The following is a 19,229-nucleotide window of genomic DNA, read 5'->3' as shown; positions in this document are numbered from 1 at the left end:
ACATCATGACCGAACTGAACCTGAACTTTCTTAGCCCGCGTATCAAGGCGCATAAAGAAGCGTTGATCCACATCGTTAAGCCGCCGGTTTGCACCGAGCGCGCTCAACACTACACCGAGGTTTATCAGCAGCATCAGGACAAACCGCTGCCGGTTCGCCGCGCGATGGCGCTGGCTCACCATCTGGCCGAACGTACCATTTGGATAAAACACGACGAGCTGATTGTCGGTAACCAGGCCAGCCACGTTCGCGGCGCACCTTTCTTCCCGGAATACACCGTCGGCTGGATAGAAAGTGAGATTGACGAGCTCGGCGACCGTCCCGGCGCAGGCTTCTCGATTTCAGATTCGGACAAAGCCGTGATGCATAAAATTTGCCCGTGGTGGCGCGGGCAAACGGTGCAGGACAGGTGCTACGGCATGTTTACCGACGAGCAAAAAGCCTTGCTCGCAACCGGCATCATTAAAGCCGAAGGCAATATGACTTCCGGCGATGCCCATCTGGCGGTTAACTTCCCTCTCCTGCTGGAGCTTGGCCTTAATGGCCTGCGCGATAAGGTGACCGAGCGCCGTGCTCGTCTGAATCTTACCGACCAGGAGGATCTGCATAAAGAGCAGTTCCTTAAAGCCATTGATATGACTTTTAGCGCCCTTAGCGACCATATCCTGCGTTACGCCGAGCTGGCCAACAGAATGGCGACTGAGGAAACGCGAGAAACTCGTCGCGATGAACTGTTGGCGATAGCGGAGAATTGCGAACACATTGCCTCTCAGCCTCCGGTAACGTTCTGGCAGGCGCTACAGTTAAGCTACTTTATTCAACTGGTGCTGCAAATTGAGTCCAACGGCCACTCCGTCTCATTTGGCCGCCTTGATCAGTATCTCTACCCGTGGTATCGCCGTGACGTTGAGCTTAAGCAGACGCTGGGCCGCGAACAGGCGATTGAGCTGCTGCAAAGTTGCTGGCTGAAGCTACTCGAGGTAAACAAAATCCGCTCCGGGTCGCATTCAAAAGCGTCGGCAGGTAGCCCGCTCTACCAGAACGTCACCATTGGCGGGCAGACGCTGGTACACGGCGTGGCGGTAGATGCCGTCAATCCTCTGTCTTACGCGGTGCTTGAATCCTGCGGCCGCCTGCGCTCCACGCAGCCAAACCTGAGCGTTCGCTACCATGCAGGCATGAGCAATGACTTCCTCGACGCCTGCGTGCAGGTTATCCGCTGCGGATTTGGGATGCCGGCGTTTAACAACGATGAAATCGTCATTGATGAATTTATTAAAATCGGCGTCAGCCGCGAAGATGCTTACGACTACGCCGCCATCGGCTGTATTGAAACCGCGGTGGGCGGCAAGTGGGGCTACCGCTGTACCGGCATGAGCTTCATTAACTTTGCCCGAGTGATGCTGGCAAGCCTTGAAAATGGCCGCGATGCAACCAGCGGGAAAATCTTCCTGCCTCAGGAAAAGGCGCTCTCAGAGGGAAACTTTGCTTCATTTGATGAGGTGATGGACGCCTGGGATACGCAGATTCGCTATTACACTAAAAAATCCATCGAAATAGAGTGCGTGGTGGACACGGTGCTGGAAGAAAATGCCCACGATATTCTCTGCTCGGCGCTGGTGGATGATTGTATCGAGCGCGGCAAAAGTATTAAACAAGGCGGCGCGAAATACGACTGGGTGTCGGGTCTTCAGGTCGGTATTGCCAACCTTGGAAACAGCCTCTCGGCGGTGCGCAAGCTGGTATTCGATGAGGGAATTATCGGCCAGCAGCAGTTGGCGGAAGCATTAGCCAACGACTTTGACGGGCTGAGCGGCGAGCAGTTGCGCCAGCGGTTAATCAACGGCGCCCCCAAATACGGTAACGATGACGACGAAGTGGATATGCTGCTGTCCCGCGCTTACCAGACCTATATTGACGAACTGAAGCAGTACCATAATACCCGCTTTGGCCGCGGCCCAATTGGCGGAACCTATTACGCCGGCACCTCTTCAATCTCGGCTAACGTGCCGTTTGGGGCGGCAACGATGGCGACTCCGGATGGCCGAAAAGCGAAAACCCCGCTGGCCGAAGGTGCAAGCCCTGCCTCCGGTACGGACAGACTCGGTCCAACGGCGGTCATCAGCTCGGTTGGAAAACTGCCTACCGGCAAAATCCTCGGCGGCGTTCTGCTCAACCAAAAACTGAATCCTTCGACGCTGGATAATCCACGCGATCGGGAAAAATTAATGTTTATGCTGCGTACTTTCTTTGAGGCACACAAAGGCTGGCACGTTCAGTACAACATTGTTTCCCGTGAAACCCTGATAGATGCCAAACAAAATCCTGATAAATATCGTGATTTAGTGGTCAGGGTAGCGGGATACTCGGCCTTCTTTACTGCCTTATCTCCTGACGCGCAGGATGATATTATAGCCCGTACTGAACATACACTTTGACGAGAAGGCGGCGGTTACCCCGCCGCCTGACTACTGGCTGACATGAACTCAAGACAACAAATTATTCTGCAGATGGTTATCGATCAAGGCCGGGTAAGCGTGGCTTCTCTGGCGAAAACGACTGGCGTTTCAGAAGTCACGATCCGCCAGGATTTAAATCTGCTCGAGAAAAATAACTACCTGAGACGCATCCACGGTTACGCGGTCCCGCTTGATAGCGACGACGTTGAAACCCGAATGATGAATAACTACACGCTCAAACTGCAACTGGCGAATTACGCCGCTTCTCTGGTTAACGATGGCGAGACGGTATTTATCGAGAACGGCAGTAGCAATGCCCTGCTTGCCCGCACGCTGGCGGAGCAAAAAAATGTCACGATAATTACCGTCAGCAGCTACATTGCGCACTTGCTGAAGGATACCTCCTGCGAGGTTATTCTGGTGGGTGGGATCTACCAGAAGAAAAGTGAAAGCATGGTTGGCCCGCTGACCCGGCAGTTTATCAAACAGCTGCATTTTACCCGGGCATTTATCGGTATAGACGGATTTATGCCGGAAACCGGCTTTACCGGGCGCGATATGCTGCGCACCGACGTGGTCAATTCGGTGCTGGAAAAAGGCAGTGAGGCTATCGTGCTCACCGACAGCAGCAAGTTTGGCAATCTCCATCCTTATACGCTGGGGCCGATATCGCGCTTTAGCCGCGTGATAACCGATGCAGCGCTGGATGCAGAAACCTTACAGCAGCTCAAAGCCGCTGATTTGCAGGTAGATATTGTAGATCCGTACCTTCCTGCCTGACGCTCTCCGGCCCGTGCGCCGCACGGGCATCATTGCTCTCAGAATTATCCCACACGTTAATTAAGAGTTTTTACCTGTGTTAATTCCGCGGGAAATTTAGAATAGAATTTAGCGATATAACAGGGAGTAATAAACGCACCTGCTGTTTTTTGAGCTTATATCGCAACATCGTTTCACGAACCGGCCCGGAAAAGTGCTCAATAAGCACTATACTTATCTGAGACTGGCTTCCGTGAATCAATTATTCTGGAGAAAGTATGATGACCTTAAATAACAAAAAAGTGGCCGCTGCAATGCTGGCTATTACTCTCGCAGTTTCCCTGAGCGGTTGTTCTAACTGGTCCAAACGCGATCGCAACACAGCAATCGGCGCAGGTGCCGGTGCGCTTGGCGGCGCGGTACTGACCGACGGCAGCACTCTGGGTACACTCGGCGGTGCGGCAGTAGGCGGTATTATCGGTCACCAGGTGGGTAAATAAGGCATGACGCCAGCAAAAGCTAACACGCTTTGACGAATTAATTGTGCATGATTTTCAGGTCTGACAAACAGCAGTCAAAAATAAGAGGCCACGGTATTTCCGTGGCCCATTAATAGATAATGCTAAATATTAACCGCCCGCGAGTTTGACCTTCATCCCTTTCGCTTCAAGCAGTGACTTTATCAGGTCGCGTTTATCGCCCTGAATTTCGATTATTCCGTCTTTAACCGCCCCACCGCAGCCGCATTTCTTTTTCAGTTCTGCCGCGATTTTTGCCAGGGTAGCGTCGTCTTCATCAATCCCGCTGATAAGGCACACGCCCTTTCCTTTGCGTCCGCTGGTTTGCTTCTGGATCCGCACAATGCCGTCACCCTTTGGGCGCTCGGCTAACGCTTTTGGCTCATCAATACGCCCGGTTTCGGTGGAATAAACCAGACGGCTGTTCTCATCTTTCATTAAGCCTCAAGCCTCCTGTGCCAGCGATGCGCGGATATCACGCAGGGTTTGTGCCGGGTCGGCAGATTGGGTGATCGGACGCCCGATTACCATAAAGTCTACGCCTGCCTGCTGAGCCTGTTGCGGAGTCATAATGCGGCGTTGATCGCCCGCGTCGCTGCCTACCGGGCGAATGCCGGGAGTTATCAGCTTAAACTCGCGGCCAAAGGCGCTTTTAAATCGCACGGCCTCCTGCGCGGAGCAAACAACGCCGTCCAGGCCACACTCTTTCGTCAAGCCAGCCAGGCGTTCGGCATAGTCTGCCGGGCTGGACGCAATACCCAAATCAGCCAAATCGCTGGCCTCCATGCTGGTGAGCACGGTTACCGCGATCAGCAACGGCGCATCTTTGCCAAACGGCACCAGCGCTTCGCGGGCGGCACGCATCATTCTTGCCCCCCCTGTCGCGTGGACGTTGACCATCCAGACGCCAAGTTCCGCAGCAGCAGCAACCGCCCGGGCAGTGGTGTTCGGAATATCGTGGAATTTCAAATCCAGGAATACGTCAAAGCCGCGCTGCTGCAAATCCCCCACCAGCTGCGGCCCAAACAGCGTGAACATCTCTTTGCCTACCTTGAGGCGGCAATCGCGAGGATCGATACGGTCGACAAAGGCCAACGCGCTATCGCGGTTATCATAGTCGAGTGCGACGACAATCGGTGAATCAGTGGCAACACGGGAGGAGGATGACGCAGTTGAGTTCATGGCAAAACCTTCTGACTGTTGGGCACCGGCGCGGCGCAAAAAGTTAAACGGCAGCATTCTACTCGCCAGGCCGGAAAATTTACAGCCGCCATTGCCTCCTGCTAAGCGATAACTGCGCGGATGCTGAGGTTTGGTGATGACTGACACCATTAGTATGTTGTAACTAAAGTGCGGTTTTTTTATAAATAGCCGCGGGCTATTGGCCGTCAAGCCCGCGGATTGGTTTCACCGTTGACCACGCGCGGCAGGACGGGCAGTGCCAGTACATGGTGTAGGCGGTAAAGCCACATTTCTGGCAGCGGTAGCGCGGCTTGGTGCGAATCTGCTCGCCCACCATATCACGCAGCACCATCAGGCTCTCTTTGGCGCGCCCTTCTTCCGCCTCATGCAGGTGGTAGTCCATCAGGCGATGGAAGACCCGCATGGTCGGATGGCGCTGCAACTGCCGGTTGATGTAGAGCTGGGCGGTTTCTGCCCCCTCTTTCTGCTCCAGAATGCTGGCCAGCATCAACTCGGCTACCGCGCCGGTATTTTCTTCCACGCAGCGCCTAAGGAACGCTTCCCACTCTTCGGGCTTCCCGAGCTGCTGGTAGCAAACCTGTAGCATTTCCAGCGTCTCGCTTACCAGCTCGCTGTCCTGCTCAATAACGCGTTTGAGTGATTCTACCGCTTTGGCATACTCGCCCTTCTCCATAAAGATGCGGCCCATCATGATGGAGACTCTGGCGCAGTTGCGATCCGCCGCCGCGCCTTTTTTCAGCAGCGACATGGCTTTATCCGAGTCGTCACTGCCGATATTTTGCAGCGCAAGTTCGCAGTAGAAATGCGCGATTTCAACTCGCTGCTTGTCTTTGCCGAGCTTCACCAGCCTTTCTGCCACGTCGATGGCTTTTTGCCAGTCGCTGGTAGCCTGGTGGATTTGCAACAGCTGTTGCAGCGAGCTGACCCGGAAGTCGGTCTCGTCGATCAACTGGGCAAACATATCCTCTGCACGGTCGTACAGCCCGGCAGCCATGTAGTCTTTACCCAGTTGCTGAACCGCCAGCATGCGCTGGTCGTAGTTAAGCGACGCGCTTTCCATTAACGACTGGTGAATACGGATGGCGCGGTCAACCTCACCGCGCTGGCGAAACAGATTACCCAGCGTAAGGTGGGCTTCAACGGTGCCGGTGTCCTCTTTGAGCATATCGAGGAACAGATCGACCGCCTTGTCCTGCTGGTTTGACAGCAGGAAGTTGACCCCTGCCACGTAATCACGGGAAAGACGGCTGGCTTCCTGCTGCTTATCTTGTTGCGCACTTCTGCGCCCCATATACCAGCCATAGGCGGCCGCAACGGGTAACAGCAGAAACAGCAGTTCCAACATAGAGGGTTATTCCTTCACGGTCGGCGCGACGGGCGCCGGAACATCAGCGGCGGGAGTAACCTGCTGCTCAAGACGTTTAATTTTGCGCTCGGCGCGAGCCAGTGAGACGCGTACGCGCAGCCAGAACAGGCCGCAAATCAACCAGCCAAGGATAAAACCAGCGGCAAACAGCGTTGCCAGCAGGGTTGAAACCCGGTATTCGCCCTGCGCCAGCAGATAGTTAAAGTGAACAACCTGATCGTTTTGTGCGCCCAGAGTGACCGAAACCACGAAGATGGCGAGTACCAGCAAGAAGATGAATAAATATTTCACATTACGTCCCGTTATGTGGTCACAGGTGACTCAGCTATGCCAAAAATGAATCCCGGATGTATAAACTACCATTTCAGGCCAAACCGTGGAATCCATTAACCACCTCCAATTCGTAAGAAATGGGGGTTAAAACACTATTATCAAGCTTATTCGCCGCGTTCGGCTATTTCCTGCTCTTCCTGAGCCGGCGGCGTAAGCGGCCCGCACCAGCGTTGAGCAAGCCAGGTAGCTAAAATTACCAGCAGCGCGGAGATAACCGTCGCCACGGCTAAATCACGCGGCCAGTGCATCCCCAACAGCAGGCGGCTGCCCATAACCGCCGTCGCCCAGACTAATAAAACCACCAGCGTAATCGTCCGCCTGCGCGGCCACAACAGGCCGACGCCCAGCAGCGCCCAGCTGGCGGCAAACATCGTATGCCCGGAAGGGAAAGCAAACCCCGTTTCAAACTGCCAGTGGTTGCGCAGCCAGCCGGGGATAGCCTGCTCATTATGAAGCTGTTCTTTGACCAGGTCTGCACGCTGGGTACGCTTTAAATTGTAGAACTCGTCGGTCGGGATATGGTGAGTTTTTTCGAGCCAAACAACGAACGGCCGGGGTTCCTGCACTTTATTCTTGATAACGGACTTAATGCCCTGACCTATAAGGATAGCAGCTGCAAGAATAGCAAATAACATCAGGGCGGGCTTGAGGCGAAAACGCAGGCACCACAGAAACCACCCACAGAGGGCAATATGGGTAATTGCGCCCCAGGGCTGGGTCACGGTTTCTGTCACCCAATAAAGCAATTTTAATACACTCTCATTGCCACCCGGCGCCCACTGCCAGCCGCTCAGCCAGACGAGTAACGGCATGATTAACAGAAGAATTGCACCTGCGGTAATACGTTTTACTATTGCCTGCATGAAAACCTCGTGATAATGAAAGCCGTTCAAGAATAACTGATAAATGCCGGAGATGGCGAAAACGCAGCAAGGTAATTGGCAAAAATGGCTTTTTAACCTGCCAATGGAGCGAAGTGGCGTGCGTTATGGCAAAATATCCGGCATTAACGTACAAGCCAGACCTCTGGCAGACGCCGCAGGCGGTGTCGATATAAGTACCTGGAGAATCACATGCAGCTTAAACGTGTGGCAGAAGCCAAACTGCCAACCCCATGGGGCGATTTCCTGATGGTGGGTTTTGAAGAAATAGCGACCGGGCACGACCACGTAGCCCTGGTTTTTGGTGATGTTAGCGGAGAAGAGCCGGTGCTGGCTCGCGTTCACTCCGAATGTCTGACCGGCGATGCGCTGTTCAGCCTGCGCTGTGATTGTGGCTTTCAACTTGAAGCCGCTCTGACCCACATTGCTGAACAGGGTCGAGGCATTCTGCTTTATCATCGCCAGGAAGGCCGTAACATTGGTCTGTTGAATAAAATTCGCGCCTACGCGTTACAGGATAAAGGCTACGACACGGTGGAAGCTAACCACCAGCTCGGCTTTGCCGCCGACGAGCGTGACTTTACGCTGTGCGCCGATATGTTCAAGCTGCTGGGAGTAGACGCCGTGCGCCTGCTGACCAACAACCCGAAAAAAGTCGAAATTCTGACTGAAGCAGGAATAAACATCGTTGAGCGCGTGCCGCTTATCGTTGGCCGCAATCCGAAAAATGCGCATTATCTGGATACCAAAGCCGCGAAAATGGGCCACCTGCTGTCCGAGTAATAACTTGCTTTACGGCTCCCCCCTTTCGGGGGGAGTTTCTTTCTTACTTCAGCATATTTCTGATGACATAGTGCAGGATGCCGTCGTTGCGGAAATAGGTTAATTCATTTCCGGTATCGATACGGCAGCGGCAGTCAATTACCTGCTGGCGTCCGTCGGCAAAGGTCAACGTTACCGGCACCGTGGCGCCAGGCTTTAATTGATTAAGATTACTAATGTCTATTTTCTCTTCGCCGGTCAGGCCAAGCGTTTTACGCGTTACGCCCTGCGGGAATTCCAGCGGTAATATCCCCATCCCGATAAGGTTGGAGCGGTGAATACGCTCGAAGGATTCGGCAATAACGACCCGGATGCCCAGCAGCCTTGGGCCTTTTGCCGCCCAGTCGCGACTTGAACCGGAGCCGTACTCTTTCCCGGCGATCACCGCCAGCGGCGTGCCCTGCTCTTTATAGCGCATGGCTGCGTCATAAATCGAGAGGACTTCTTCCCCCGGCAGCAGGCGCGTCATCCCGCCCTCCACGCCCGGCACCATTTCGTTACGAATGCGGATATTAGCGAAGGTCCCACGCATCATTACTTCGTGATTACCTCGCCGTGAACCGTAAGAGTTGAAGTCTTTGCGCTCAACGCCGTGCCCTTGCAGGTAGCGCCCTGCCGGGCTGTCCGGTTTTATACTGCCCGCAGGAGAGATGTGGTCGGTGGTGACAGAATCGCCAAGCATCGCCAGCACTTTGGCGCCGTGAATATCCTCCACCGGCTTAGGCTCCACGCCCATATCGTCAAAGAACGGCGATAGTCGAATGTAGGTTGAGTCATCCTGCCAGCCGTAGGTCGCCGAGCGTTCAACTTCAATACTCCGCCACTCCTCAGTACCTTCAAACACTTCCGCATACTCTTTGCGGAACATATCCGTCGTGACCTGAGCTACCGCAGTGGCTATCTCCTGGCTGCTCGGCCAGATATCTTTCAGATATACCGGGTCACCTTTGCGGTCATGCCCAAGCGGCTCTTTGGTCAGGTCGATGTTCATATTGCCCGCCAGGGCATAAGCCACCACCAGCGGCGGTGAAGCCAGCCAGTTGGTTTTCACCAGCGGATGGATGCGGCCCTCAAAGTTGCGGTTACCGGAAAGCACCGCGCCAACGGTAAGATCGCCCTTTTTAATCGCCAGCTCGATAGGATCGGGCAGCGGGCCAGAGTTGCCGATACAGGTGGTACACCCGTAGCCGACAAGGTTAAAGCCCAGTTCATCGAGATAAGGCGTCAGTTTCGCTTTTGCCAGGTAGTCAGATACGACCTTCGAGCCGGGAGCCAGCGAAGCCTTGACCCACGGCTGAGGTTTAAGCCCAAGCGTTACCGCCTTTTTGGCCAAAAGCCCCGCGGCCATCAGCACGCTTGGGTTGGAGGTGTTGGTACAGGAGGTGATTGCGGCAATGACTACCGCACCATCGGGCAGTTGATACTCTTTGCCGTTAAGCGTGTAATTCACCGGAGCACGATCTTTATGCGAGGCGTTAACCTCCAGCTCGTTGCTGGCGGCAAATGCTTTCGGCACGCCGCCAAGCGGCACGCGATCCTGCGGGCGTTTTGGCCCGGCAAGGCTGGCCTCAACATCGTCCATATTCAGCGCCAGGGTGCTGGTAAATACAGGCTCATCACCCGCGTTACGCCACATGCCCTGCGCTTTGGCATAAGCTTCAACCAGCGCAACCTGTTCTTCGCTGCGGCCGCTAAGGCGCATATAGTCGAGCGTCACGCCGTCAATCGGGAAGAAACCACAGGTAGCGCCATATTCAGGGGACATATTGGCAATAGTCGCGCGGTCCGCGAGCGGGAGCGAATCCAGCCCATCGCCATAAAATTCAACAAATTTACCCACCACGCCATGCTTGCGCAGCATCTGGGTTACGGTCAACACCAGGTCGGTGGCGGTTATCCCTTCCCGCAGTTTGCCGTCGAGCTTAAAGCCAACGACGTCGGGAATAAGCATCGATACCGGCTGGCCGAGCATCGCCGCTTCAGCCTCTATGCCGCCTACGCCCCAGCCTAAAACGCCGAGGCCGTTAATCATCGTAGTGTGGGAGTCGGTGCCGACGAGGGTGTCCGGGTACGCAACCCATTCTCCTTCATGCTGTTCGCTCCATACGGCTTTACCGAGATATTCGAGGTTTACCTGGTGGCAAATGCCGGTTCCTGGCGGTACAACGCTGAAGCGGCTGAACGCCTGCTGGCCCCAGCGTAAAAAGACGTAGCGCTCGTGGTTACGTTCCATTTCAAGACGCACGTTTTCTTCGAATGCATCTTTGTCGCCGAAATGGTCAACGGTAACCGAGTGGTCAATCACCAGGTCAACCGGCGAGAGCGGATTCACTTTAGCCACGTCACCGCCGAGGCGTTTCACGGCTTCACGCATTGCCGCGAGGTCAACAACGGCAGGTACGCCGGTAAAGTCCTGCATCAGCACGCGGGCGGGTCGATAGGCAATTTCACGGTCGGCGTGGGCGTTTTTCAGCCATCCGGCAAGGGCGTGGATATCTTCCCGGGTAACGGAGTCTTCATCCTGCCAGCGCAGCAGGTTTTCCAGCAGAACTTTTAGCGACTTAGGTAAACGGCTGATATCCCCAAGCTGTTTCGCGGCTAGCGGCAGGCTGTAGTAGTGCCAGGTTTTATTTAGCGCCTGTAGGGTGTCCTTGCTGGCTTCGCGTAGGGTTAACGACATAGCTCCTCCTTTATGACAGGGATAGCGAGTGCCCTGATTATCGTCAGGGTCACTATTAAAGATAACACAAACCTGTCGTAACGATTTGATAACAACCCGAATTGATAAATGGACGTTATGCAAGCGGAGGTGAGAAAACAAAACGCCCCGGGTGTTAGCCGGGGCGCTGAGAGATTAATTAGTAAAAATGCGGAATAACTCTAACCAGAACAAAGAAGAGAGCAAAAACGCTCCCAGCCATGCCCAGTATTTAGTGCCACAACGGCTATTCATAAACATTACTCAATGTTGCGCTATGCAATATGACTGATTAATTAATCAGTCTCGATGGATTATTGCTGTGTGTAATTATCAGTAAATAGTTCGTTTAGCCGCGGTAAATAAATTGTGTCTTTGGGTCGCGGATAAAATAAGCAATGTTAAATTAATCTTATTGTTTTTTACTGTCGTCTTCGGAAAACAAATCTATAAACGCCTGCTGCTGTTTAGTCAGCTCCCAGCCATCGGGCGTGGCGTTTGCGCTTTTCCTGTCAACCTTGCGCGGCTTGCTGTCGCTGCGGGTTACCGTTTTTGGTGCAGAGAGTCTGGCTCTGGCGGACATAGCTACCCCCAAAATTTCCAGGCAACTAATGCCACAACCAGCCAGAACAGGGCTGAAACCAAAAAGACCGCAATCCAGGCTTTACGTTTCAGGGCCGGATCCCTTTGCGGTTGTTCACTTCCTGATGACATTGCTAGCCTCATACAATCGACACCACTTATCGTAATAATTCTTAACAATCGGTATAACTAATCGCCAGTTGGGATTAATCCTAAAGAAACTCTAGCGCAAAAGCCAGCGAAATTGCGCCCTCAGAAGGAGAAAAGATTTAATCTTTTGACCTGAAATAAATAATTGAAGTGCCAAATTTGCGCAACTACTAATTATTTACTAGCTGTGTCTCTTTATTGCGACACAATAACCATTGGCAGGATGTGGCTTATTAAATGAAAGGGAACCGGCAAGAAGAATGCGTTTAATTCTTGTTTAATATTTAGAAGGGTATCTCCGGTTTAGCCGAAGATACCCGGGGGAATTATTTAGCAGGTAATTTAATATCTTTAAACATCGCTTCAATATCTTCATTGGAGCGTAATGCCACGGCGGTATCTACCACGTCACGCGTTAAATGCGGCGCAAAACGCTGAATGAAATCATACATATAACTACGCAGGAAGGTGCTGCGGCGGAAGCCAATTTTTGTGGTGCTGTGGCTAAAGACGCCCTGCGCTTCAATGCGGACCAAATCCGGGTCTGAAACAGGGTCAACGGCCATGCTGGCAATAACCCCTACTCCCAGCCCCAGGCGAACGTAGGTTTTAATTACGTCGGCATCGGTTGCGGTGAATACAATGCGCGGCGTGAGCCCGGCGCGGTTAAACGCCGTGTCCAGCTCTGAGCGGCCGGTAAAGCCAAAGGTATAGGTAACCAGCGGGTACTGGGCCAGCTCTTCAATCGTTACCGACTCTTTGGACGCCAGAGGATGATCCGGCGTTACCACGATAGAGCGGTTCCAGTGGTAGCATGGCAGCATCACCAGATCGTCGTAAAGATGCAGCGCTTCGGTGGCAATGGCAAAGTCCGCATTGCCTTTAGAAACGGCCTCAGCAATCTGCGTAGGCGAGCCCTGATGCATATGGAGAGAAACCCGTGGGTAGCGCTCAATGAAGCCCTTGATAACGCCCGGCAGCGCGTAGCGTGCCTGGGTGTGCGTAGTTGCCACATACAAAGAGCCTTTATCCGGCCAGGTATGTTCCCCGGCGACGGACTTAATCGCGTCCACCTTAGAAAGCACTTCGCGCGCGATGCGGATGATTTCCTGCCCCGCCGGAGTGACCTGAGTGAGATGCTTGCCGCTGCGGGCAAAAATCTGGATCCCAAGTTCGTCTTCCAGCATACGCACCTGCTTGCTGATGCCGGGCTGGGAGGTATAAAGCCCCTCTGCGGTGGAGGAGACATTAAGATTGTGGTTTACCACTTCAACGATATAACGAAGTTGCTGTAATTTCATGAATTACCGTCCAGGGTCAAAAAGGCCCCGGCACGGAAATGGCGGGGATTGAGACGCAGTGAAAGCGAAAATTGACATTGCTTTACGCACTATATCAGTTATAGCTACTTTGTATAGATGTGATAAAAAGATAATAAACAAGTTATATATGGCGCAATAAAAAAACCGGAGCCAGGCTCCGGTTTTCATCACTTCAGGCGGGATTATTTCTTGCCAACAACCCACTTGCCTTCCACGAAGAAGGCGGACCAGCCGGTAGCTTTGCCCTCTTTTTCGGAAGCCACGTACTGCTGCTTGGTCTTACGGCTAAAGCGCACTACGGCTTTATTGCCTTCAGGATCTTCCTGAGGGGCATCGGCCAGGTAGCGCAGTTTCTCCGGCAGGCGATCGCGGAAGCGGTAAAGCTCTTCCACCAGCGGCGCACGCGTCTCACGCGATTTCGGGAAAGTATTCGCAGCCAGGAAGACGCCGGCAGCCCCGTCACGCAGTACGAAGTAAGCATCAGACTTCTCGCACGGCAGTTCAGGCAGCGGAACCGGATCTTCTTTCGGCGGAGCAACTTCGCCGTTACGCAGGATCTTACGGGTGTTTTTACACTCTTCGTTGGTACAGGCCATGTATTTCCCGAAGCGCCCCATTTTCAGGTGCATTTCAGAACCACATTTCTCACACTCAACGACTGGGCCGTCGTAACCCTTAATGCGGAACTCACCTTCTTCAATCTCGTAGCCATCGCAGGTCGGGTTATTACCGCAGACGTGCAGCTTGCGCTTAGGATCGATAAGGTAGCTGTCCATCGCCGTGCCGCATTTCTGGCAGCGACGTTTGGCGCGCAGGGCGTTAGTTTCCGCGTCGTCACCTTCCAGCACGTTGAGAACTTCGTTCTCAGGCACCAGGTTGATGGTGGTTTTGCAGCGCTCTTTCGGCGGCAACGCATAGCCCGAACAGCCGAGGAACACGCCGGTACTGGCGGTACGGATCCCCATCTGGCGGCTACAGGTCGGACAGTCAATGCTGGTCAGCACCATTTGGTTCGGGCGCATCCCGCCTTCTTCCGGATCCTGCTCGGCTTTTTCCAGCTGGCCGCTGAAGTCGCTGAAGAAGTTATCCAGCACGGCTTTCCATTCGGCCTGATTGTTTGCCACCTGGTCCAGGCTGTCTTCCATTTGCGCGGTGAAGTCGTAATTCATCAGCTCGCGGAAGTTCTCTTCCAGACGGTCGGTAACAATCTCCCCCATCTTCTCGGCGTAGAAACGGCGGTTTTCAGTGCGCACGTAACCACGATCCTGAATGGTGGAGATAATAGAAGCGTAGGTAGACGGGCGGCCAATACCGCGTTTTTCCAGCTCTTTAACCAGCGAAGCTTCGCTAAAGCGAGCAGGCGGTTTGGTAAAGTGCTGAGCAGGCAGCAGCTCAACCAGCGAAAGCGTTTCACCCGGGTTCACCGGCGGCAGGGTGCGATCTTCATCGCCCTTACGCAGCGCAGGCATCACTTTCGTCCAGCCGTCAAAGCGAAGAGTACGGCCACGAGCCTTCAGGCGATACTCGCCCGCTTCGACCGTCAGCGTGGTGGAGTCGTATTTCGCCGGCGTCATCTGGCAGGCAACAAACTGGCGCCAGATCAGCTGATACAGCTTCTGGGCGTCGGCTTCCATATCTTTCAGCGCTTCGGCCTGGACATTCACATCCGAAGGACGGATCGCTTCGTGAGCTTCCTGCGAGTTGTCTTTGCTGGCGTACTGGTTTGCATCCGCCGGCAGATATTTTTTACCGAAGCTCTCTTCGATAAAACCGCGCACCATGCTCACCGCATCCTGGCTCAGATTGGTTGAGTCAGTACGCATGTAGGTGATGTGGCCCGCTTCATAGAGGCGCTGCGCCATCATCATGGTTTTCTTCACGCCGAAGCCCAGGCGCGTACTTGCGGCCTGCTGCAACGTGGAAGTGATAAACGGCGCGCCAGGCTTGCTGCTGGTCGGTTTATCTTCGCGATCCAGCACGGTATAACGAGCTTTCTCCAGCAGGCTGACCGCCGCCATAGTTTGCTCGCGGTTAACCGGACGGAACGGCTTATCAAGATGGTGACTGACCTGCATCGGCAGAGCATCGCCCTTCGGCGTCGCCAGATTCGCATCGATTTCCCAATACTCTTCCGGCACAAACGCTTTAATCTCGCGCTCACGCTCAACCACCAGGCGAACCGCTACGGACTGAACGCGCCCTGCGGAGAGGCCACGCGCAATTTTCTTCCACAGCAGAGGCGAAACCATGTAACCCACAACGCGGTCCATGAAGCGGCGCGCCTGCTGGGCGTTAACGCGGTCAATATTCAGTTCGCCCGGCTTTTCAAACGCCTGGCGAATCGCATTCTTGGTAATTTCGTTAAAGACCACGCGGCTGTAGCGCGTGTCGTCGCCGCCGATAACTTCCCGCAGGTGCCACGCAATGGCTTCCCCTTCGCGGTCAAGGTCGGTTGCGAGATAGATGTGGTCTGCTTTTTCTGCCAGAGCTTTCAGCTCGTTGACCACTTTCTCTTTGCCCGGCAGGACTTCGTAATGAGCATCCCAGTTATGCCATGGATCAACGCCCATACGGTTGACGAGCGCTCCGCGTTCATCCTTTTTGACCTTTTTGGTCCCTTTGGCGGCGGCAGAGTCAGCGCTCTTCTTGGTGGTTGATCCACTGGTCGGCAAATCACGGATGTGACCGACGCTGGACTTAACCACGTAGTCATTACCGAGATATTTGTTGATCGTTTTGGCTTTTGCCGGGGACTCAACGATAACGAGAGCTTTACCCATTTTCACCTTTACCTATTTAATTCTTCCAGGAATACGTCGCGGGTTTACCTTCCACTGGCGACGTGCCTTTTTATATTGAGGCAGCGTCGAAGGAGATCAACTCTTTTTTTCAATAACCTGCATCACCCGAGGCGGACACAGTGGTTTTTGAGAACCCGAGTTCTGGCGCAAGTGGCATAGCACGACGGAAGTTTGGTCGAATGTCAAGCAATTCTGTTGCCAGATTTGCGAAAGCGTCACACTCTACCTGATAAAATATGTTACGCAACTTTATTAGCATGCAATGGCCTTTCTCGCCAGCATGGTTAACTTTGCAAACCCCATAAGGTTTACAGGGAAAATTTGCCCTTTACGCCCGAGCGGACGTAAACTAGCGCCAGTTTTTTAAGGAGAACATCATGCAAGAGACAACTCAGCCAATTAACCGCGAATCCCTCCTCGTTGAGGCGAATAAAATCATTCGTGAACATGAGGATTTCCTGCACGGGATGGAAGCCACCGGCGTAGAGCAAAAAAACGGCGTGCTGGTCTTTAAGGGAGAATACTTCCTCGACGAGCAGGGCCTGCCGACGCCGAAGAGCACGGCGGTGTTTAACATGTTTAAACACCTGGCCCATGTGCTTTCAGAGAAATATCATCTGCAAGACTAAATAAAAAAGCGAGGCTCTCAGGCCTCGCTTTTTTGCTTTAAAGCAGCGGCTTTTCACCGCGCTGCCACCAGCGGAGCAGCAGCCGATCCAGGCTCTTAGCCGCGCTGCCGGTAAAGCGATCCATCACTTTCTTGCGCTGCAGGTAGCGCACGTTAATGGCGTCGAACTCCTTCATCATATCCAGCAGCAGGTCGTCGCTGGTTGCAATTTCATCAACCAGCCCCTTTTCCTTCGCCTGCGTGCCGTACCAGTGTTCGCCTGTCGCCACCGCGTTAATATCCAGCGCCGGGCGCATATCGCTAACAAACTGTTTGAAGAGAAGGTGCGTCTCGTTCAGGTCTTCCCTGAACTTCTCGCGGCCCTGCTCGGTATTCTCGCCGAACAAGGTCAGGGTGCGTTTGTACTGACCTGCGGTATGCAGTTCTACGTCAATATTGTTACGCTTTAACAGACGGTGGAAGTTCGGCACCTGGGCGACAACGCCAATCGAGCCAATAATAGAGAAAGGCGCCGCCACGATGCGCTGCGCAACGCAGGCCATCATATAGCCGCCGCTTGCCGCGACCTTGTCCACCGCCACCGTCAACGGCACCTGCTTCTCACGCAGACGCTGGAGCTGAGAGGCCGCAAGGCCGTAGCCATGCACCACGCCACCGGGGCTTTCCAGGCGCAGCAGAACCTCGTCCTTTGGCTTCACAACCGAAAGTACCGCCGTCACCTCTTCACGCAGAGAACTCACCTCGTGGGCGTCCATACTGCCTTTAAAATCCAGGACATACAGCGTTGGCTTACCGGAGCTGACGGTTTCACCGCGTTTAGCGCGAGCTTTGGCCTGCTTTGCCTCCAGCTTGAGCTTTTTCTTTTCCCCTTTGTGCCACAGCTTCTGCTGGTGCGGGTCTAGCATCGCCACCTGCATTTCCTGCTGAATATCCTGATACTGCTCGCTTAGGTTCGTCAGCCGTAATTCGCCGCGCGTCTGCTTTTTACGTTGCGCAACATTCACCAAAATGAGGGCAATTGCGGCAATCGCGACCACAACCGTCACCGCTTCGGCCAGAAAAAGTCCATAATTAGCAATCAGATCCACATCTACCGCCTTTATCACCAAGCATTGTTAATACCTTCAAGTGTACCCGAGCAGATACGCTCCCGTCTGTAAGTAACTATAAAGGCTGCGAGAGCGCTTCCTGAATGGCATGAAAGGGATGAAATTTTTGCAAAATGTTAATCTCCGGCATTGTCTCCCGCTGGCTGATTGAAATGCATCCACCTTTCAGGCATAAAGCCGGGTAACTTAATGAGAAATAAGACGTGAGCGCTGAGCATCACGCGAGGAGCTAAACCATGCACTACCAGCCGCAAGATAATTTACTGCAAAACCGCATTATTCTGGTCACCGGCGCCAGCGACGGCATCGGCCGTGAAGCCGCCCTCACTTATGCGCGCTTTGGCGCCTCGGTGATCCTTTTAGGCCGTAACGAGCAAAAACTGCGCGCCGTGGCCAACGAAATTCATGCCCACGGTCTGCATCCGGCACACTGGTTTACTCTTGACCTGGCAACCACCACGCCGGAGGAGTGCCACGCTCTGGCAACTAAACTTTCCTGTATTGTGCCTCGCCTCGACGGCGTTTTGCACAATGCGGGCATCCTGGGTGACGTCACGCCGATGGACAAGCAGGACCCGCAAACCTGGCAGGACGTTATGCAGGTGAACGTGAACGCCACCTTTTTCCTGACCCAGGCGCTGCTTCCTTTATTACTTAAATCAGAATCAGGCTCTCTGGTATTTACCAGCTCAAGCGTGGGTCGCCAGGGTCGTGCGGGCTGGGGCGCGTATGCCGTCTCAAAATTTGCCACCGAAGGGATGATGCAAGTCCTGGCGGAAGAATATAAGCAGCACAACCTGCGGGTAAACTGCATCAACCCAGGCGGGACGCGTACCGCGATGCGAGCCAGCGCCTTCCCGACGGAAGATCCGGCAAAACTTAAAACTCCGCGAGACCTGATGCCGCTGTATCTGTGGCTGATGGGCGACGACAGCCGTCGCAAAACCGGCATGAGCTTTGACGCCCAGCCTAACCGCAAACCGGGGATCTCAGAATGAGTGATGACCGCTACCAACAGCGCCAGCAGCGTCAAAAAGAGAAAGTGGATGCCCGCGTAGCCAGCGCTCAGGACGAACGAGGCATCTTGATTGTCTTTACCGGCAATGGCAAAGGTAAAACTACCGCCGCATTCGGGACCGCTACACGCGCCGTTGGCCACGGTAAAACAGTCGGCGTGATCCAATTTATCAAAGGCCAGTGGCCGAACGGCGAGCGCAATTTACTGGAGCCGCACGGCGTTGAATTTCAGGTGATGGCCACGGGTTTTACCTGGGACACGCAAAACCGGGAGACCGACACCGCCGCCTGCCTTGAGGTTTGGCAACACGGCAAAAGAATGCTGGCGGACGCCGCGCTGGACTTAGTTATTCTCGATGAGCTGACTTACATGGTGGCCTACGATTATCTGCCGCTGGAAGAAGTACTCAACGCGCTGGCAAACCGCCCTGAGAGCCAGACGGTGATTATTACCGGCCGCGGCTGCCACCGGGAGATTCTGGAAATAGCCGACACCGTGAGCGAGTTACGCCCGGTAAAACATGCTTTTGATGCCGGGGTTAAGGCGCAGATTGGGATTGATTACTAATAAAAAACCCCTC

The 19,229-nt window shown here is 54.0% G+C and carries 19 protein-coding genes; 7 read left to right on the top strand and 12 right to left on the bottom strand.

Annotated features, from left to right (window positions below):
• Positions 1-5: 5 nt before the first annotated feature.
• From ACG1VR_RS10765 to osmB, 3 genes are all read left to right on the top strand, one after another.
• Positions 6-2,438, top strand: a complete 2,433-nt coding sequence (locus tag ACG1VR_RS10765) for a formate C-acetyltransferase/glycerol dehydratase family glycyl radical enzyme (RefSeq protein WP_395490909.1) — start codon at positions 6-8, stop codon at positions 2,436-2,438.
• 42 nt (positions 2,439-2,480) lie between these two features.
• Positions 2,481-3,239 (top strand): DNA-binding transcriptional regulator YciT, encoded by a 759-nt coding sequence (locus ACG1VR_RS10760; RefSeq protein ID WP_016536679.1) that lies wholly within the window; start codon positions 2,481-2,483, stop codon positions 3,237-3,239.
• A 260-nt stretch (positions 3,240-3,499) separates the two neighbouring features.
• On the top strand, positions 3,500-3,718 hold the full coding sequence (osmB, locus tag ACG1VR_RS10755; RefSeq protein WP_039899323.1) for an osmotically-inducible lipoprotein OsmB: 219 nt from the start codon (positions 3,500-3,502) through the stop codon (positions 3,716-3,718).
• 129 nt (positions 3,719-3,847) lie between these two features.
• Here osmB and yciH read toward each other — a convergent pair whose 3' ends face one another.
• From yciH to pgpB, 5 genes are all read right to left on the bottom strand, one after another.
• A complete protein-coding gene (yciH, locus tag ACG1VR_RS10750; RefSeq protein WP_395490908.1) occupies positions 3,848-4,174 on the bottom strand; it encodes a stress response translation initiation inhibitor YciH in 327 nt (108 codons plus the stop codon).
• Between the two features lie 6 nt (positions 4,175-4,180).
• Entirely contained in the window at positions 4,181-4,918 is a 738-nt protein-coding gene (pyrF, locus tag ACG1VR_RS10745; protein WP_016536683.1) for an orotidine-5'-phosphate decarboxylase, read from the bottom strand.
• A 196-nt stretch (positions 4,919-5,114) separates the two neighbouring features.
• Positions 5,115-6,284 carry a lipopolysaccharide assembly protein LapB gene (gene lapB, locus ACG1VR_RS10740; RefSeq protein WP_395490907.1) on the bottom strand — a complete coding sequence of 390 codons (1,170 nt, stop codon included), beginning with the start codon at positions 6,282-6,284 and terminating at the stop codon, positions 5,115-5,117.
• 6 nt (positions 6,285-6,290) lie between these two features.
• Positions 6,291-6,596, bottom strand: coding sequence for a LapA family protein (locus ACG1VR_RS10735; RefSeq protein ID WP_016536685.1), 306 nt, complete (start codon positions 6,594-6,596; stop codon positions 6,291-6,293).
• A 146-nt stretch (positions 6,597-6,742) separates the two neighbouring features.
• Positions 6,743-7,501: a phosphatidylglycerophosphatase B gene (gene pgpB, locus ACG1VR_RS10730; RefSeq protein ID WP_395490906.1), complete on the bottom strand. Its 759-nt coding sequence runs from the start codon at positions 7,499-7,501 to the stop codon at positions 6,743-6,745.
• Between the two features lie 210 nt (positions 7,502-7,711).
• Here pgpB and ribA point away from each other — a divergent pair, with 210 nt between their 5' ends.
• Positions 7,712-8,302, top strand: coding sequence for a GTP cyclohydrolase II (gene ribA / locus ACG1VR_RS10725; RefSeq protein WP_016536687.1), 591 nt, complete (start codon positions 7,712-7,714; stop codon positions 8,300-8,302).
• A 43-nt stretch (positions 8,303-8,345) separates the two neighbouring features.
• On the opposite strand, the gene acnA is transcribed toward ribA, so the two are convergent.
• From acnA to topA, 6 genes are all read right to left on the bottom strand, one after another.
• A complete protein-coding gene (gene acnA / locus ACG1VR_RS10720) occupies positions 8,346-11,021 on the bottom strand; it encodes an aconitate hydratase AcnA (protein ID WP_395490905.1) in 2,676 nt (891 codons plus the stop codon).
• Positions 11,022-11,195: 174 nt separating this feature from the next.
• On the bottom strand, positions 11,196-11,294 hold the full coding sequence (ymiC, locus tag ACG1VR_RS10715) for a small membrane protein YmiC (RefSeq protein ID WP_279046313.1): 99 nt from the start codon (positions 11,292-11,294) through the stop codon (positions 11,196-11,198).
• Positions 11,295-11,451: 157 nt separating this feature from the next.
• Positions 11,452-11,622: a hypothetical protein gene (locus ACG1VR_RS10710; RefSeq protein WP_016536689.1), complete on the bottom strand. Its 171-nt coding sequence runs from the start codon at positions 11,620-11,622 to the stop codon at positions 11,452-11,454.
• A gap of 2 nt (positions 11,623-11,624) precedes the next feature.
• Positions 11,625-11,753, bottom strand: coding sequence for a YmiA family putative membrane protein (locus ACG1VR_RS10705; protein ID WP_016536690.1), 129 nt, complete (start codon positions 11,751-11,753; stop codon positions 11,625-11,627).
• A gap of 344 nt (positions 11,754-12,097) precedes the next feature.
• Positions 12,098-13,072: an HTH-type transcriptional regulator CysB gene (gene cysB / locus ACG1VR_RS10700; RefSeq protein ID WP_172569831.1), complete on the bottom strand. Its 975-nt coding sequence runs from the start codon at positions 13,070-13,072 to the stop codon at positions 12,098-12,100.
• A gap of 203 nt (positions 13,073-13,275) precedes the next feature.
• A complete protein-coding gene (gene topA, locus ACG1VR_RS10695) occupies positions 13,276-15,873 on the bottom strand; it encodes a type I DNA topoisomerase (RefSeq protein ID WP_395490904.1) in 2,598 nt (865 codons plus the stop codon).
• 398 nt (positions 15,874-16,271) lie between these two features.
• On the opposite strand from topA, the gene ACG1VR_RS10690 reads away from it, so the two are divergent.
• Entirely contained in the window at positions 16,272-16,523 is a 252-nt protein-coding gene (locus tag ACG1VR_RS10690) for a YciN family protein (RefSeq protein WP_016536694.1), read from the top strand.
• Between the two features lie 37 nt (positions 16,524-16,560).
• On the opposite strand, the gene sohB is transcribed toward ACG1VR_RS10690, so the two are convergent.
• Complete coding sequence (sohB, locus tag ACG1VR_RS10685; protein ID WP_039898285.1) at positions 16,561-17,610, bottom strand: protease SohB; 1,050 nt, start codon at positions 17,608-17,610, stop codon at positions 16,561-16,563.
• A gap of 257 nt (positions 17,611-17,867) precedes the next feature.
• Between sohB and ACG1VR_RS10680 the strand changes: the two genes are divergently transcribed.
• Complete coding sequence (locus ACG1VR_RS10680) at positions 17,868-18,629, top strand: YciK family oxidoreductase (RefSeq protein ID WP_395490903.1); 762 nt, start codon at positions 17,868-17,870, stop codon at positions 18,627-18,629.
• Positions 18,626-19,216 carry a cob(I)yrinic acid a,c-diamide adenosyltransferase gene (gene cobO, locus ACG1VR_RS10675; protein WP_279046333.1) on the top strand — a complete coding sequence of 197 codons (591 nt, stop codon included), beginning with the start codon at positions 18,626-18,628 and terminating at the stop codon, positions 19,214-19,216. The genes ACG1VR_RS10680 and cobO overlap by 4 nt, the downstream gene beginning before the upstream one ends.
• Positions 19,217-19,229: the final 13 nt, after the last annotated feature.

Origin of the sequence: Cedecea davisae, assembly GCF_044095835.1 — a bacterium.
In the GTDB taxonomy this organism is placed as follows: domain Bacteria; phylum Pseudomonadota; class Gammaproteobacteria; order Enterobacterales; family Enterobacteriaceae; genus Cedecea; species Cedecea davisae.
The sequence above is the reverse complement of the archived record's forward strand: the minus strand, read 5'-3'. Positions and strand labels throughout refer to the sequence as shown.